Annotated in this window: 15 protein-coding genes; 12 read left to right on the top strand and 3 right to left on the bottom strand. The window is 61.4% G+C overall.

What is annotated here, in order from left to right; genetic code table 11:
• Nucleotides 1-72: 72 nt before the first annotated feature.
• The 9 genes from QM716_RS21310 to QM716_RS21270 all read left to right on the top strand — a co-directional run bounded on the left by QM716_RS21310 (nt 73) and on the right by QM716_RS21270 (nt 10,402).
• A complete protein-coding gene (locus tag QM716_RS21310) occupies nt 73-219 on the top strand; it encodes an alkyl sulfatase C-terminal domain-containing protein (RefSeq protein ID WP_283306159.1) in 147 nt (48 codons plus the stop codon).
• A gap of 17 nt (nt 220-236) precedes the next feature.
• Nucleotides 237-1,217 (top strand): linear amide C-N hydrolase, encoded by a 981-nt coding sequence (locus QM716_RS21305; protein ID WP_283306083.1) that lies wholly within the window; start codon nt 237-239, stop codon nt 1,215-1,217.
• A 103-nt stretch (nt 1,218-1,320) separates the two neighbouring features.
• Nucleotides 1,321-2,652 (top strand): MFS transporter, encoded by a 1,332-nt coding sequence (locus tag QM716_RS21300; protein WP_283306082.1) that lies wholly within the window; start codon nt 1,321-1,323, stop codon nt 2,650-2,652.
• A 46-nt stretch (nt 2,653-2,698) separates the two neighbouring features.
• The gene (locus QM716_RS21295; protein WP_283306081.1) at nt 2,699-3,895 is read left to right on the top strand and encodes an anhydro-N-acetylmuramic acid kinase; all 1,197 of its coding nucleotides are present in this window, start codon (nt 2,699-2,701) and stop codon (nt 3,893-3,895) included.
• Nucleotides 3,892-4,767, top strand: coding sequence for a MurR/RpiR family transcriptional regulator (locus QM716_RS21290; RefSeq protein ID WP_283306079.1), 876 nt, complete (start codon nt 3,892-3,894; stop codon nt 4,765-4,767). The genes QM716_RS21295 and QM716_RS21290 overlap by 4 nt, the downstream gene beginning before the upstream one ends.
• Nucleotides 4,768-4,864: 97 nt before the next feature.
• A complete protein-coding gene (gene murQ, locus QM716_RS21285) occupies nt 4,865-5,782 on the top strand; it encodes an N-acetylmuramic acid 6-phosphate etherase (RefSeq protein ID WP_283306078.1) in 918 nt (305 codons plus the stop codon).
• The gene (gene nagB / locus QM716_RS21280; RefSeq protein WP_283306077.1) at nt 5,783-6,562 is read left to right on the top strand and encodes a glucosamine-6-phosphate deaminase; all 780 of its coding nucleotides are present in this window, start codon (nt 5,783-5,785) and stop codon (nt 6,560-6,562) included.
• A 49-nt stretch (nt 6,563-6,611) separates the two neighbouring features.
• Nucleotides 6,612-8,021: an FAD-dependent oxidoreductase gene (locus QM716_RS21275; RefSeq protein ID WP_283306075.1), complete on the top strand. Its 1,410-nt coding sequence runs from the start codon at nt 6,612-6,614 to the stop codon at nt 8,019-8,021.
• Nucleotides 8,022-8,107: 86 nt separating this feature from the next.
• Nucleotides 8,108-10,402, top strand: coding sequence for a serine/threonine-protein kinase (locus QM716_RS21270; protein ID WP_283306073.1), 2,295 nt, complete (start codon nt 8,108-8,110; stop codon nt 10,400-10,402).
• A 27-nt stretch (nt 10,403-10,429) separates the two neighbouring features.
• Here QM716_RS21270 and QM716_RS21265 read toward each other — a convergent pair whose 3' ends face one another.
• On the bottom strand, nt 10,430-10,738 hold the full coding sequence (locus QM716_RS21265) for an amphi-Trp domain-containing protein (RefSeq protein ID WP_283306072.1): 309 nt from the start codon (nt 10,736-10,738) through the stop codon (nt 10,430-10,432).
• A 280-nt stretch (nt 10,739-11,018) separates the two neighbouring features.
• Between QM716_RS21265 and QM716_RS21260 the strand changes: the two genes are divergently transcribed.
• From QM716_RS21260 to QM716_RS21250, 3 genes are all read left to right on the top strand, one after another.
• Nucleotides 11,019-11,462, top strand: coding sequence for a Fur family transcriptional regulator (locus QM716_RS21260; RefSeq protein ID WP_283306070.1), 444 nt, complete (start codon nt 11,019-11,021; stop codon nt 11,460-11,462).
• A 36-nt stretch (nt 11,463-11,498) separates the two neighbouring features.
• Nucleotides 11,499-13,721, top strand: a complete 2,223-nt coding sequence (gene katG, locus QM716_RS21255; protein WP_283306068.1) for a catalase/peroxidase HPI — start codon at nt 11,499-11,501, stop codon at nt 13,719-13,721.
• Between the two features lie 80 nt (nt 13,722-13,801).
• A complete protein-coding gene (locus tag QM716_RS21250) occupies nt 13,802-14,275 on the top strand; it encodes an NUDIX domain-containing protein (protein WP_283306067.1) in 474 nt (157 codons plus the stop codon).
• 290 nt (nt 14,276-14,565) lie between these two features.
• Here QM716_RS21250 and QM716_RS21245 read toward each other — a convergent pair whose 3' ends face one another.
• A complete protein-coding gene (locus tag QM716_RS21245) occupies nt 14,566-14,826 on the bottom strand; it encodes a hypothetical protein (protein ID WP_283306066.1) in 261 nt (86 codons plus the stop codon).
• Nucleotides 14,819-16,561 (bottom strand): aa3-type cytochrome oxidase subunit I, encoded by a 1,743-nt coding sequence (ctaD, locus tag QM716_RS21240; protein WP_283306065.1) that lies wholly within the window; start codon nt 16,559-16,561, stop codon nt 14,819-14,821. Before ctaD ends, QM716_RS21245 begins: the two co-directional genes overlap by 8 nt.
• Between the last annotated feature and the right edge of the window lie 156 nt (nt 16,562-16,717).

Raw genomic sequence — 16,717 nt, 5'->3', positions numbered from 1 at the left:
CGAGCTTCACCCTGCGCGGGTGATTCCAAGCGCATGCCCAACCGATACAGATGATGGGGTGGGAAAGCTGCACTGGCGGGAGCGCTTCTACAGCTGGGCGCGGCCGCTGAACTGGCCAAGGCTGGGAAGGTTTCGCTCGACGGAGACGAATCGGCGCTGGAGACGCTGGGAGGGGTGCTGGACACTTTCGATCCCAGCTTCAATATCGTCACGCCGTAAAGAAGGGATAGTTTTCGATGTGTACACGCTTGGTCTACTTGGGGCCCAACGACACTGTGATCACTGCTCGATCGATGGATTGGAAGGTCGACCTCGGAACAAACCTCTGGGCATTCCCGCGCGGCATGACCAGAGAGGGCTGCGCGGGTCCGAACTCGATACAGTGGACGTCGAAATACGGAAGTGTTGTCGCGACGGCGTACGACATGTGCACGACCGATGGGGTCAACGAGGCTGGGCTGTCTGCCAATCTCTTGTGGTTGGTCGAGTCCGAGTACCCGACCTACGACGGTTCGAGCCCTGGATTGTCGATCGCGGCGTGGGCACAATACGTCCTGGATTGCTTTGCGACAGTTCAGGAAGCGGTCGACGTGTTGGCGTCAGAACCGTTCACCGTGGTGACCGCTGCCGTTCCCGGCGAAGACCGCCTCGCGGCGCTGCACATGTCGCTCTCGGATGCTGGAGGAGACAGCGCGATCATCGAGTACATCGGCGGACGCCCGACGATTCATCACAGCCGCGAGTACCAAGTGATGACCAATTCGCCGATCTTCGATCAGCAACTCGCCGTCAACGAGTACTGGAAGCAGATCAACGGAACCGTCATGCTGCCCGGAACCAACCGTGCCGCTGACCGATTCGCGCGGGCATCGTTCTATGTGGATGCGATACCGCAAACGGACGATCCGCGGTCGGCATTGGCATCCACCTTCAGCGTTATTCGGAATGTATCGGTGCCCCTGGGTATTTCGACTCCCGACGAGCCCAACATCTCGTCGACCCGTTGGCGTACGGTCGTCGATCACAAACGCACGCTCTATTTCTTCGAGTCGGCGATGACACCGAATACTTTCTGGGTGGACGTGGCGTCGATGGATCTCGCGGAGGGGACGCCCGTCCGTAAGCTCGGGCTCGGCCCGAACGAGAGCATCGTCTATTCCGGTGACTCCACTGGCCAGTTCGAACAGGCGGAGGCATTCACGTTCGCGGGAGCATAGGGATTCCGGGGCCACAAAGATCCAATCGTGAAACTTCTTGACATTTACACTCCGTACAGATGAAACTTTGTTGCATATTCGGGTTTCGTCAACGGAGGACGGCATGGGCATCACAGTGCAGACACGGAACGATGGTGTGCAGCTCAAACGGCGCAGGGCGCTCGTCGCCGGCTCCGTCGGAAATTTCATCGAGTGGTACGAGTTCGGCGTGTACGGGTTCTTCGCGACGATCATCGCGTCGAACTTCTTCAGCGCCGACGGCTCCGGCGATCTCGAAAGCCTGATCAAGACCTATGCGTCGTTTGCGCTGGCGTTCTTCTTCCGCCCAGTGGGTGCCGCGCTGTTCGGTCGACTCGGTGACCGCATCGGCCGACGCCCCACCTTAGTGATCGTTCTTCTGCTGATGTCGGGTGCGACGACCCTGATCGGTGTGCTCCCCACCTACGAGAGTGTCGGAATTCTGGCACCGCTGCTCTTGACGGTCCTCCGAATTCTGCAGGGATTGTCGGCCGGTGGTGAGTTCGGCGGTGCAGTGTCGGTGATGACCGAGTTCGCTCCGCCCGGACGACGTGGGCTGTACGGCTCGTGGCAGTCGTTCACCGTCGCACTCGGACTGCTCGCCGGTGCGGGTATCGCAGCACTCCTCGCTACTGTCCTCGACCCGTCACAGCTCAGTGACTGGGGCTGGCGCATCCCGTTCCTCCTTGCACTTCCGATGGGTCTGGTCGCTCTGTGGCTCAGGCTCCGGCTCGAAGAAACGCCGTCGTTCGAGCGCTCCCGCGCAGTTCAGTCCGAACCGACGGCTGATGCAGCGGCGCCGGTAGTGCAGCCGACTGTCGGCGAGACAGCCAGGGCGATTCTGCTCGGAATCGGGCGGTTGATGGGTTGGTCTGCTGCCGGTTACACCTTCCTCGTCGTCATGCCTACTTATCTTCAGAGTTCGCTCAACGCGACTTTCCATCAGGCACTTGTTGCTTCTGTACTCGCCAATGCTGGCTTCGCGGTGACCATTCCGATCGCGGGTGGACTCAGCGATCGCATCGGACGACGCGTGGTCATGCTCACCGGCACTTTGATAATTCTGGTCCTGGCTCTGCCGCTGCTCAACGTCCTGCAGAACGAGCAGACATCTTTGACAGCCAAGGGATTTGCAGTGTTTGCCGCCGGCGCTGCAGTGGGACTTGTTGCCGGACCCGGACCCGCCATGCTCTCCGAGATGTTCCCCACGTCGGTTCGGTACACCGGATTGGGACTCGCATACTCCCTGTCCAACGCGGTCTTTTCGGGCTGCGCCGGTCTGATCATCACGTGGCTGATCAAGGAAACTTCCAATCTCGATATTCCGGCCTACTTCGTGATGGCAACGTGTGCCGTCAGCGCGATTGCCTTGAGTACCTTGCGAGGAAATGCCCACAAGCGGGCACTCGTCGACTGAACGCAGCTTTTCCGAATGCCGAAACGATCCGAGTAAGGGATATTTCATGAGAGTCATCGGTCTGATGTCCGGTACTTCGTACGACGCTATCGATGCTGCCGCGGCAGACATCCGGATCGACGGGGACACTCTTGTGCTGACCCCACTGGGGATGGTCAGCGAACCATATTCCGGTGAGTTGCGGGCTGCGGTGGCGGCTGCGGTACCGCCTGCGTCCACCACTGTCGGTCAGATCTGCCAACTCGACACCGAGATCGGGCAGGCATTCGCGGCCGTGGCTGCGCGGGCGAACGCGGAACTGTGCGGTGGCAGTGCGGAATTGATCTCCTCACATGGTCAGACGATGTTCCACTGGGTCGAAGGAGCGCAGGTAAAGGGCACTCTTCAGCTCGGGCAGCCGGCCTGGATAGCCGAGAAGACCGGATGCACGGTCGTGTCGGACCTGCGCTCGCGCGACGTGGCGACAGGTGGTCAGGGTGCACCACTGGTCAGCGCGTTCGACGTATTGTGGCTCAACGGAAGAACTTCGGGTTCCGTCGCGCTCAATCTCGGTGGCATCGCGAACGTCACTGCTCCGGGTGGCGCCCCGACATCGACGGCAGATGGTGCCGCAGTACCGATTGCCTTCGACACAGGCCCCGCAAATGCGCTGATCGACTCTGCGGTAAGCGAATTCACCGCGGGGGAGCAGTGGTTCGATCTCGGTGGCGCTCTGGGCGCGGCCGGCACACCGAACGTCGATCTGCTCGCACATCTACTGAGCGAACCGTATTATGCGCAGCCCGCTCCCAAGAGCACGGGCAAGGAATTGTTCCATCGGGACTATCTACTCGCCGCTCTGCGGGGCTACGAATCCTTGTCTCTGGCCGACATCGTCGCGACACTGACTGCACTGACCGCCCGGACCGTCGCCGATTCCGTCAGAGGACTGGCAGCCACCGAAGTGGTGGTGTCAGGCGGTGGTACCAAGAACCCGACGTTGATGGCGATGCTCCGTGACGAACTGGGCGACATCGCGCTTGTCTCTTCGGACGAACTCGGCGTCACCTCCGACATCAAGGAAGCATTGGCTTTCGCGGTTCTCGGCTTCCTCACCGCACACGGATTGCCCGGAAGCATTGCTTCGTGCACCGGCGCACGTCACGCCAGTGTGCTCGGATCTCTGACGCCAGGAAGCCGTGGGCTGCCTAGAATCACATCGGTGCCGTCAGCTCCGAAAACGATGCGAATCGAGGCGTTATGACTTTGGACCGGAGTGCTCCGGCGTCCGTCGACCTGCTTGCTCGTATTCGCGCATCACTGAGCAGCCTCTCGCCTGCCGAGCTGCGGATCGCCGAAATCATCGAAGCCGACCCCAGTCTGGCCTCCACCCTGACGGTCAACGATCTCGCCGAGCGAGCGTCGACAAGCACGGCAACAGTGGTCCGCACAGCCAAACGGCTCGGTTTCGAGGGCTATCCACAGCTTCGTCTCGCGCTGGCGGCGATCAGCGGGTCTGGCGCAGGGGACACGATCCCGCTCGGTGTGGACATCGTTGCCGCCGACTCGGCCGGCGAGGTGATGGCCAAGCTCGCCGAGTTCGAATCCGAACAGCTCAAGGGCACGGCGCAATTGACCGATCCTGCTGCGCTCGAAGAAGTTGTGTCCCGGATTCGATCCGCCCGCCGCGTCGAGGTGTACGGCATCGGTGCGTCAGGCATCGTCGCGCAAGACCTCACGTTGAAGCTCTCGCGTATCGACGTCAATTGCCGGGTTCATCTCGACCGAGACGCGGCGATGGTCAGTGCCAGCTTGCTCGGACCGGACGACATCGCAGTGGGAATCTCACATTCAGGTGAGACTTCCGATGTTGTCGAGCCACTTGCCCTTGCCCGTCGTGCCGGGGCGTCGACCGCTGCGATCACCGGTGGGGCGCGATCGACGCTCGCCGTGCAGTCACACCACGTTCTACTCACTGCCGGTAGAGAATTCGGATTCCGATCGGCTGCGATGGCAAGCCGCACCGGTCAGCTGTTGGTAGTCGACACAATTTTTGCGATGGTGGCGCACTCGCTGCCCAGCGCACTCTCTGCTCTACAACGAAGCCATGATGCCATTGCTTCGAAGCGTCACTGACGAGGAGTCGTCGCCGTGAATACTGACGAGGAGTCGTCACCGTGAATACTGACGAGGAGTCTTCGTAGTGAAATCTGATCGAGGAGGACGCGCCACAATGCAATTGGATATGCTCTCCACCGAGAGACCCAACCCTCTCACCCGCGATCTCGACGTCATGTCGGTGTCGGACCTGCTCACCGTGATGAACCAGCAGGACGCAATCGTGGCCGACGCGGTCGCGGCGGTACTACCCGCCATCGAAGCCGCAGTCGACTTGATCGTCGCCGCACGGGCACAAGGTGGTCGACTGATCTACCTGGGAGCCGGGACTAGTGGGCGCCTGGGAGTTCTCGACGCAGTGGAATGTCCTCCGACGTTCGGGACAGATCCGGGCGAGGTGATCGGCATCATCGCCGGTGGCCCGGGAGCGTTTCTGAACGCAGTCGAGGGAGCAGAAGACGATCCGAGAGCGGCTGGGGGCGACCTGGACGCAATCTCGTTGAACGCCACGGACGTCGTGGTGGGCTTGGCGGCTAGTGGTCGTACCCCCTATGTCATCGGGGGACTGGATCATGCCCGCGAACTCGGCGCCGCAACAGTGGCAGTCTCGTGCAATCGGAGTGCGGCAATGAGTTCTCACGCCGGCGTGGCCATCGAAGTGGAGACCGGCCCCGAGATCCTCACCGGCTCGACGAGGCTCAAGGCCGGGACTGCGCAGAAGATGGTGTGCAACATGCTCTCCACGGCCAGTATGGTCCGCTCCGGGAAGGCATTCCACAATCTGATGGTCGATCTTCGGCCGACCAATGCCAAACTTGTCGATCGTGCAAACCGGATCGTCGCGGCAGCCACCGGAGTGGATACCGAGATCGCTTCGGAGTCCATCGAGAATGCCGACGGTCATGTGAAGGCAGCGGTCGTCATGTTGTTGGCCGAATGCGACTTCGCCGAAGCAACCGAATTGTTGGCTCGCGCTTCGGGTTCGGTACGAGATGCCATCGTCGGAGCCGGCAAGAGCAGAGAGGAAGCCTGAATGGAAATCGTCATAGTTCCCAGTCCGGAAGACGGCGGGCGAATCGCTGCCGATATTGTTTGCGGCGCAATGGAAAACGGAGCGCGGACGCTCGGCCTCGCGACGGGATCGTCACCGCTGCACACGTATCGAGAGCTGATCAGGCGGCATCGGGAATCGGGAGTGTCGTTCGCTGCGATGAGCGCGTATCTTCTCGACGAGTACGTAGGTCTCACGTCCGATCAGCCACAGTCCTACGCGCACACCATCTGCACGGAACTCGTGGATCACCTCGACATCGACAATGCGCGAGTGTTCAGCCCTGACGGCGGAGCCTCGGATCCCAGTGAAGCTGCCCGGCGCTACGACGCTGCCATTGCCGAAAACGGTCCCATCGACGTGCAGATCCTCGGCATCGGCCTCAACGGACACATCGGTTTCAACGAGCCCTCCTCCTCGCTCGCGTCGCGCACCCGAGTGAAGACCTTGACCGAGAGGACCCGCGCCGACAACGCACGGTTCTTCGCAGACCCGGCCGACGTGCCGCATCATGTGATCACACAAGGTCTCGGAACCATCAGTGATGCACGGCATCTCGTCCTGATCGCGAACGGCGCACGCAAAGCGCCCGCGGTCCGGGCGGCGGTCGAAGGTCCGGTCTCGGCGTTCTGCCCGGCGTCAGTGCTTCAGCTGCACCCACACGTGACCGTCATCGTCGACGAGGCAGCTGCCGGTGAACTCGAACTCGCGGAGTTCTACCGCTACACAACCGAGCACAAGCCCGCATCGCAGGGTTACTGAAAAGCGGAGGACTTGATCTCTAGCGCAGTTGAGCTCCTAGCCTCGGTGCATGATCAGTGTGAGAGCGGTATCCCCGCTTGCGTCGCCCCGGGTGTTCTCACCTCCGCGCAGTGTTGCGATCGTCGGAGCGGGGCCGGCGGGAATCTACGCTGCGGGCGCCCTCGCTGAACTGGCGCCCGGCACCAAGACCGACGTGTTCGAGCGTCTACCCACGCCGTACGGACTGGTGCGTTACGGCCTCGCGCCAGGGCACCCCGAATCCGAAAAGTTCGCCCATTCTCTGCACACCGCGCTGGGCGCCAGTGACTTCCGGCTGTTCTGCAACGTAGAGATCGGAAAGGACCTTTCCGTCGAGGATCTACGTTCTTCCTACGACGCCGTGATCATTGCCACCGGCGCGCTGAAGGATGCGCCGCTCGACGTTCCCGGCGTCGAGCTTCCAGGCTCTTTCGGTGGCGCCGATTTTGTCGGTTGGTACAACGATCACCCGGACAGTTCGCCGCAGTGGCCGCTGAACGCCGAATCGGTTGCAGTGATCGGAGGTGGCAACGTCGCACTCGATGTCACGCGGATGCTCCTCGCCGAGGCACAATCGCTACGGGCCACGGACGTATCCGCCGAGGTTCAGGAAGGGATCGCCGACAGTCTCGTTCGGGAGGTGCACATCTTCGTCCGGCGCGGACCCGCCGACGCTCGATTCTCCCCGAACGAGTTGCGCGCTCTCGGTGAACTGCCCGGTGTCGATGTTGTCGTCGACGCTGCCGATGTCGCACCGGATCGGCATATCGAGCGGATGACCAAACAGTTGGTCCACACCCGACTGGCTGTCGAAACGCTCCGCACTTTCGCGGACGCTGTTTCTGCCGACCGAATTGCCCAGCGCCGAGTTCACCTGCACTTTTACCGACAGCCTGCGGAGATTCTGGGTAACGGGAAAGTCGAAGCACTGCGCGTCGAGCACACGGACCCTGACGGCTACGGTCACGTCACCGCTTCGGGGGCCTGTACCGACTATCCGGTTCAAGCTGTGTACCGGGCAATCGGATTTCGCGGCACACCGCTTGCCGGGGTGCCCTTCGATCACGGACGCGGCATCGTTCCGCACCGGAGCGGCGCGGTGGTCGACGAGAGCGGCCTACCGATCACCGGCCTGTTCGTGACCGGATGGATGAAGCGAGGTGCCGTCGGTCTGATCGGTGCGGCGCGGCCCGATGCTCGCCAAACTGTCGAAACGATGCTGCGACAGCTGGATTCGGTAGGCGAACGTCGAATAGACCGTAGCCCGATCGCTGCACTCCTCGCGGCCGGAAATCTGCTGCCCGTCGATTGGGAAGGATGGCTTCGCATCGATGCCGCCGAACGTGACCTCGGTGTCAGGCACGGGCGTGATCGCGTCAAGATCAAAGATCGCGAAGACCTGGTCCGCATCGGCACGAATCTGCCGGTTCACCCCGAATAGATTCGCTGGGGTCTGGGGTACCGCCGGGGTTACGCTGAAGTGAGTCACCTCGATTCATCGTGCTCGAGGTGCGGAGCAGAAGTGTCATGAATGAACGTGGTGCGCAGGCCAGTGACGCGACAATCGCGAGCGGGCCCCTGACCGAACGGGGCACCGTCACCGAGTTGCGCCCGTCCACACTGCCAGTAGGGCAAGACGGGCGCAACGGTGCCGACGGGCTCGGGCGCCTGGTCGGAGATTGGGAGGCGGGAACCCCGTCCGAGCTGAGCGACTATCTGCCCGATCCCGCCAAGATTCGTCGGGCCGCGCTGATCGAACTGGTCGGAATCGACATGGAGTACCGCTGGCTGAAAAGTGATCGCCTCAAGCGGCTCACGGAGTATTGCGCCGAGTATCCGGAATTACTCGAAGAACCACTACCGGCCGAGCTCCTGTACGAGGAGTTCCGGCTACGGAAGCAGGGCGGCGAGGACGTCGTGGCGGCCGAGTACGTCACCGAGTTCCCTTTGCAGGCAGAGAGTTTCGAGCAGATGTTCGACCGTGATTCGATGGCCGGTCGCGAAGACGTCATGATGCTGGGTCTCTCGGGTTTCGACGAGTTCGAAATCGGGCAGCACCTGGACGATTTCGAACTGGTGTTGGAACTCGGGCACGGCGCGTTTGCCCGAGTGTTCCTCGCTCGGCAACTCTCGATGCAGCGGTGGGTTGCGTTGAAAATCTCGCGCAACGTCGGAGTCGAGCCGCAAACTCTCGCCCAGCTCGACCATCCCAACATCGTCCGGGTCTTCGATCAGCGACTGCTCGAGGAACGCGCGCTGCGAGTCCTGTTCATGGAATACGTGCCAGGTGGAACTCTGCTCGACGTGGTCAAACTTGTCCGTGTGACACCGCAGCCCCAGCGCTCCGGACAGCTTCTTCTCGACGCCATCGATCAGACTTTGGCGAAGAAGGGAGAGATGAAGCCGAGCGAGACGAGTTTGCGGGGCGAGATCGCTGCGATGTCGTGGCCGGAGACCGTGGCCTGGATGGGAATGAGACTGGCCGACGCCCTGGAGTACGCGCGTGAGCACGGCGTTCTGCATCGGGACATCAAGCCGGCGAACGTACTGCTCAGCGTCGAAGGCATCCCCAAACTCGCCGACTTCAACGTCAGCTCGAGCGAGGAGGTCTCGACCGAGGACGCTGCATGTTTTGTCGGTGGCTCGCTTGCCTACATGTCCCCGGAGCAGTTGGAGGCCTGTGCCGTCGGGGTGCCTGGCACCCTGGACACTCGCAGCGACATCTACGCACTCGGCGTGATGCTCTGGGAACTTCTCACCGGGAGTCGGCCTTTCGCGGACGACGGAACGGGGGAGAACCCACCGTCGCCCAAGAAGGCGCTCGAGGCCCGCCGGCGCGGAGTGGATCCCGCGGCGGAGGCACGGCTACCTGACGACTGTCCACCGGCGCTGCGCCGAGTTCTGGTGAAGTCTCTCTCGCCGGAGAAAGACGGAAGGTGGTCTGGTGGCCGAAAGCTGGCCCGTCAATTCGCACTGTGTCTGGACCGGTCTGCCCGTAATCTGGTGGACCCACCGGAAGGGAGCCCACGTTCCACGTTGTGGAAGTGGGCACTGCCGATTCTGCTGGCCGCGATCGGAATTCCGAATCTACTGGCGGCGGGCTACAACTACTACTACAACAAGATGCTGATCATCTCGGAGCTCTCGCCGCAGGCTCAACAGCATCTCGAGCAGGTTCATCTGGTCATCGGGGTGGCTGCGTTCTCTCTCGGCGCCGCGGCGATCCTGTATTGGTGTCGGCTCGCGCTCACCGTGCCTCACGGACTGCGTAACGGTCAGACGTACAGCGCGGAGGTCTTGAACAAGGCGCGTACCGCGACGCTGAACGTCGGACACCGCGCAGTGGTGATCGCTTTCGGTCTGTGGGTTCTGGCCGGCATCGCATATCCAGTTGCATTGCAGATTGCGGCCGGAGGCATTCCGCAGCGAGCCTACGTGCACCTGATGTCGTCGTTGGCCGTGTGTGGTGCCGTCGCAGTCGCCTATCCGTTCTTCATCCTGACCTATTACTCGGTTCGATGTCTGTATCCGATCTTGTTGTCACACGGAGAGTTACGAAGCGACGACGGCCGCGATATTCGTTCACTGGGTCGGAGTAGCACGCGGTACCTCGCGGTGGCAGCCTCGGTTCCCCTGGTGGGAATCGCGGGGCTCAGTTTTGTCGGTTCGGGTGCCGGTGAAGAACTCAACGCAACCGTCCGCGCGCTGTGTTTGGGCGGGATCGCCGGATTCATCGTTGTCTACCAACTGTTTCGACGAATCGAAAGAGATCTCCGAGCACTGCTACGCGTTGTGTCCCTCGAGGTGTCGGCGTCTCCGTAATTGCCTGACAACCGTGTTCGAGTTGGCCTATTTGGCAGTGCTCTTGCGTGGTCGGCTGCGACGAACGGCTTTGGCGGGAGGCGGAGACTTCTCTTCTGATTCTTCCTGAGGGGCGTCGCGCCAGTGGATCTCGATTTCTATCTCGACTTCATTGCCGTCGACTTCGATCTCGAGTTCCCACCGAACCTGTTCCGGAACACTGATTTCGATCGAGTCCCCACCCGATCCCAGTTCCACTTCCGATCCACTGGCGAGGGCTTGGCCGAGGGCGATGAGTCGTTCGGCGACTTCCTGCCGCGAGAGTTCTGACTTCCTTTTGATCTCCAATTTGGGCACGATCACTCCTGACCTCGGCGGATTCTCTCTTTCACGGTAGTTGGACAAACGGGAGATTGTTGGAGTTTGTGGAACCAGGGGGTGGCAGCCTCTACGCAACGCTGATCTCGAACGCTCAGGAACCTCGCGCGCACCGACGAGGCGGCGTATTTCATCTCCAATGATTCCCAGGCCCGTTCGTCCCGGTCGGAGCGTAGACGAATCGGTCGGTAAATCTGCGTCGACGAGGATTTTCGCGAAAGTCTGGGTTCAGTCCAGAAGATTGCGCAATAGTGGAAAGGTGCCTTCGACGCCGGATTATGCAGCCCAACTGCGTACCGCTGAGCTTCGCGTGACTCGTCCCAGAGTCACGGTGCTCGAGGTTGTGCATACACGCCCACATGCAGCCACCGAGACAATCTTCGATGCTGTGCGGGCTGTTCTGCCGGCGGTGTCACGGCAGGCGGTCTACGACGTGTTGCACGCTCTCACCGACGCCGGATTGATACGGCGGATACAACCGCCCGGATCGGTGGCGCTGTACGAGTCTCGCGTCGGTGACAACCACCATCACGTGGTCTGCAGGTCGTGTGGCGTAGTCGAGGACGTCGACTGCGCCGTAGGCGAAGCGCCGTGTTTGACGCCGTCGGCGCACAACGGCTTCGTTCTCGACGAAGCCGAGGTCATTTACTGGGGGCTGTGTCCCGACTGCTCGACAACTCAGAGTTTGCGATCACAAACGTGATCGAAGTCCGTTCTACTTGCTCATGGAGGGATTACCGTGTCCGATAGTTGCCCGGTTGCTCACGATGGAAACACCGAGAGCACCAGCGAAAGTGAAAACCCCGCAATCCCGTCGCCGACACCCAGTGGGAATCGTCCGAGAACGAACAGCGACTGGTGGCCGAATCAGCCGGATCTGTCGGTCCTGCATTCTCATTCGTCGAAGTCGAACCCGATGGGTGCCGACTTCGACTACGTCCAGGAATTTGCCAAACTCGATGTCGAGGCACTCAAGCGCGACGTTATCGCGTTGATGACGGCGTCGCAGGATTGGTGGCCGGCCGACTACGGGCACTACGGCGGACTCTTCGTGCGTATGAGCTGGCATGCTGCCGGCACCTATCGCATCGCAGACGGTCGCGGTGGTGGCGGTCAAGGCGCTCAGCGTTTCGCCCCGCTCAACAGTTGGCCGGACAACGCGAGCCTCGACAAGGCGCGGCGCCTGCTCTGGCCCGTGAAGCAGAAGTACGGAAAGCAGGTTTCCTGGGCCGACCTGCTGGTGTTCGCGGGCAACTGCGCCCTGGAGTCGATGGGGTTCAAGACCTTCGGCTTCGGCTTCGGTCGAGAAGACATCTGGGAGCCCGAGGAGATCTACTGGGGCCCTGAGGACACCTGGCTCGGCGACGAGCGTTACAGCGGAGACCGTGAGCTGTCCGGACCGCTCGGCGCCGTGCAGATGGGCCTGATCTACGTCAATCCCGAAGGACCCAACGGGCAACCGGATCCGGTAGAGGCCGCCCGCGACATCCGAGAAACGTTCGCGCGCATGGCGATGAACGACGTGGAGACAGCCGCGCTGATCGCAGGCGGCCACACCTTCGGCAAGACACACGGAGCCGGACCGGCCGACCTCGTCGGACCGGAACCCGAAGGCGCACCCATCGAGCAGCAGGGGCTGGGCTGGAAGAGTGCCTTCGGCACGGGTGTGGGTAAGGACGCGATCACCAGTGGTCTCGAAGTCGTGTGGACTCCCACTCCGACGAAGTGGGACAACACCTTCCTGGAAATTCTGTACGGCTACGACTGGGAGCTGACCAAGAGCCCAGCGGGTGCTTGGCAGTGGATACCGAAGGACGGTGCGGGGGCGGGCACGATCCCGGATCCGTTCGATTCGTCGGCCGGACGCACACCGACGATGCTGACGACCGACCTCTCCCTACGCCTGGATTCGACGTACGAGAAGATCACCCGGCGCTGGCTCGATCATCCGGAAGAATTCGCCGAAGAGTTCGCCAAGGCTTGGTACAAGCTCCTTCACCGTGACATGGGACCGGTCACGCGCTACCTGGGGCCTTGGGTTCCCGAGCCGCAGCTGTGGCAGGACCCGGTTCCCTCGGCCGATGATCAACTGATCGGGGACGCAGACATCGCGATCCTCAAGAGTCGACTTCTGGACTCCGGGCTGTCCATCTCGCAGTTGGTGTCGACCGCGTGGGCGTCGGCTGCGAGCTTCCGCAGCACCGACATGCGCGGCGGCGCCAACGGTGCGCGAATCCGACTGGAGCCGCAGAAGAACTGGGAAGTCAACGAGCCCGCAGCTCTGTCGGCGGTGCTTCAGACTCTCGATCGGGTTCAGCAGGACTTCAACCAGGCTGGTGGAGCCAAGGTTTCACTTGCCGACCTGATCGTTCTGGGTGGCACAGCGGCCGTCGAACAGGCTGCGAAGAACGCGGGACAGGACATCACGGTCTCGTTCACGCCGGGACGTACGGATGCAACGCAGGAGCAGACAGACGTCGAGTCGTTCGAGGTACTCGAACCTCGGGCCGACGGATTCCGGAACTACCTCAAGGGTGGGGAGAAGATTCCGGCAGAGATTCTGCTGGTGGACCGCGCGTACATGCTGTCTCTGACCCCGCCCGAGGTGACAGTGCTGGTCGGCGGACTTCGCGCGCTGAACGCGAACTTCGGCAAGACCGGCCACGGGGTGTTCACCGATCGTCCCGAGACGTTGACCAACGATTTCTTCGTCAACCTTCTCGACATGGGTACCGAGTGGAAGCCGTCGAAGACGGACGAAAACGTCTACGACGGGGTTGATCGTGCGACTGGCGATCCGAAGTACACGGCAACTGCCGTGGACCTCGTCTTCGGATCGAATTCGCAACTGCGCGCACTCTCCGAGGTGTACGCCAGCGAGGACGCCAAGCAGAAGTTCGCCGAGGACTTCGCCGCCGCCTTTACCAAGGTGATGGACCTCGACCGGTTCGACGTCAACTGATCCAGCAGATTGTCGACGGCGCCCCGCGAGCTTTGTTCTCGCGGGGCGCCGTCATTTCATGCCCACGATAGCGTGGTCGTGTGGCCGATCAATTTGCGCTGGTACCAGCGGTGTACGTGATGTTCTGTCGAAGCAACCCGGTACAACGGCCGGAGGTGCTGTTGCAACTGCGCGAGGGTACGGGATTCATGGACGGATACTGGGCTCACGCTGCTGCGGGACACGTCGAACTGGGGGAGTCGGCACTCGACGCTGCCGTTCGGGAGGCTGCGGAAGAACTTGGCGTCGAGTTGCTTTCCTCGGAACTGAAGCCGCTGACCGTGTTGCATCGCCGCCACGCGGAAGGAAGCGAACCGGTGGATCATCGAGTGGACTTCTTCTACGAATGCCGTACGTGGTCGGGTGAACCACGCCGGATGGAGCCGTTGAAATCTGCAGATCTGCGGTGGTGGCCGGTTGACGAACTCCCGGAGAAGCTGGTCGACCACGAGCGTTTCGTGATCGAAGCCCACCACGCCGGTCAGCTCGCACCCATCCACAGCTACGGATTCTGACCGAGTGAGAAACGAATTCAGGCTTCGCTCGCAACGATGACCGGGCGCTGAGCTTTGGATGGCGACGCCAGGGTAGAGCGTGGCCCATTCTGACAGTTGCCACGTCAGCGGCGTCGGCTTCCGTGAATGCAATTGCCAAAGCGCTTTCACTGTAGGCGCTTCCGTCCAAACCGACGACAACCGGCAAGGCTGCCGCAGCCATGCTTTCACGCGGTGTTCCAACTCTTGCGAACGAACATGTCGGGCCAGGTGCCGCGAGATCGCCCTGTGGGTTGACGATCAAGGCGGCCTCAGCTGTCAGCGCAGTGATTGCGGTGTTCTCCGTGAACTCCTCGAGTTATGTCTGTCGAACGCGAACTGGCTTGCAGGACAGTGCCGAACAGCATTCCTGCAACTACTATCGAGCACGCGGCAGTCGTCAGGGGCAACCACACGAGCGTCGTGACCGCGAACATGAGGATGAGCAACGGCACCAGAAGATGGCCGGGTTTCGCTCGGCGTTCGAGATGCTGGTTTTTTGCCCAGGCTCGGTACTTCGTGCCGTCATTCATGTTGTTTCACCTCAGTGCTTACCTCGGAAACCGACTTGTGGCCAAGCAGTCCGACATGCGCCTCGTCGCGCATTCTCTCGACCATGTGGGGGTAGTGCAGTTCGAATGCGGGCCGCTCACTGCGGATTCGGGGAAGTTCGGTGAAGTTGTGTCGAGGTGGCGGGCAAGACGTCGCCCATTCGAGCGAGTTTCCGAATCCCCAGGGATCGTCGACGGTCACAATTCGGCCGTACCGATAGCTCTTGAAAACATTCCAGATGAACGGAATCGTCGAGGCTCCGAGCACAAGCGCGCCGATGGTCGAGATCGTGTTGAGTAGAGTGAAATTGTCCGACGGCAGGTAGTCCGCGTACCGCCGAGGCATACCCTGAGCGCCGAGCCAATGCTGGACGAGAAATGTTGCGTGAAAGCCGATCAGGGTCAACCAGAAGTGAAACTTGGCGAGCTTCTCGTCCAACATCCGGCCGGTCATTTTCGGGAACCAGAAATATATTCCGGCGTACGTCGCGAAGGCGATTGTTCCGAAGAGGACGTAGTGGAAGTGTGCGACGACGAAGTACGTGTCGGTGACATGAAAGTCCAAGGGCGGGCTGGCAAGAATGACGCCGGAGAGTCCGCCGAACAAGAATGTGACCAGGAAGCCGACGGAGAACAGCATGGGGGACTCGAAGGTTAACTGCCCCTTCCACATCGTTCCGATCCAGTTGAAGAACTTGACTCCGGTGGGAACTGCGATCAGGAAGGTCATGAACGAGAAGTACGGGAGGAGAACGGCACCGGTTGCGTACATGTGGTGCGCCCACACCGCGATCGACAGTGCCGCAATTCCCAGTGTTGCGTAGACCAATCCGGTGTACCCGAAGATCGGCTTGCGGCTGAAGACGGGGAAGATCTCGGAGACTATGCCGAAGAACGGTAGCGCAAGAATGTAAACCTCGGGATGGCCGAAGAACCAGAACAGGTGCTGCCACAACATGACTCCACCGGTGGCGGGGTCGAACAGGTGCGCTCCCAGGTGACGATCCACCCAGAGGCCGATCAGAGCGGCAGCCAACAGCGGAAACACGAGGAGGATCAGCATGCTGGCGACCAGCGCATTCCACGTGAAGATCGGCATGCGGAACATCGTCATTCCGGGGGCGCGCAGGCAGACGATCGTCGAAACGATGTTGACTGCGCCGAGGATGGTGCCGACGCCGCCGAGCGCGAGACCGATGATCCACAGGTCGGCGCCCATGCCGGGGGAGTGAAGTTCGCTGGTGAGTGGCACGTAGGCGGTCCAGCCGAAATCCGCCGCACCACCAGGTGTTACGAATCCGGCGGAGGCGATCAGGCCGCCGAAGAGATACAGCCAGTAGCTGAAGGCATTGAGTCGCGGGAAACACACGTCCGGCGACCCGATCTGCAGTGGCATGAGGTAGTTGGCGAATCCGAAGAAGACCGGGGTCGCGTACAGCAGGAGCATGATCGTGCCGTGCATGGTGAACAACTGGTTGTACTGCTCGTTGGACAGGAATTGCATTCCCGGAACGGTCAATTCCATGCGCATGAGCAGCGCCATCAGTCCGCCGACCAAGAAGAAGGCAAACGATGTCACGATGTACATCAGGCCGATCATCTTGTGATCGGTGGTCCTGAGAATCTCAACCAGTTTCGAACCCTTCGGAGCGGTTCGGGGGATTGCATCGGCGTGGGAATCGACCTCACCGACCGGCCGGGGTGCTAGATCAACCACGACGGCCGCCTACGCGAATCGACGTGACGAAATACCGAGAATGCCTGGGACTGTGGAACATAACGCAATGATCGTGGCGGCAGGGAACTCGGACGAGGGGAAAAGGTCCTTAGGATCGGAACAGAGGCATGGCGTAGATCACGTGGTCCGGTACGG

The organism is Rhodococcus sp. IEGM 1409, from assembly GCF_030056735.1.
Taxonomy (GTDB): domain Bacteria; phylum Actinomycetota; class Actinomycetes; order Mycobacteriales; family Mycobacteriaceae; genus Rhodococcus_F.
The sequence above is the reverse complement of the archived record's forward strand: the minus strand, read 5'-3'. Positions and strand labels throughout refer to the sequence as shown.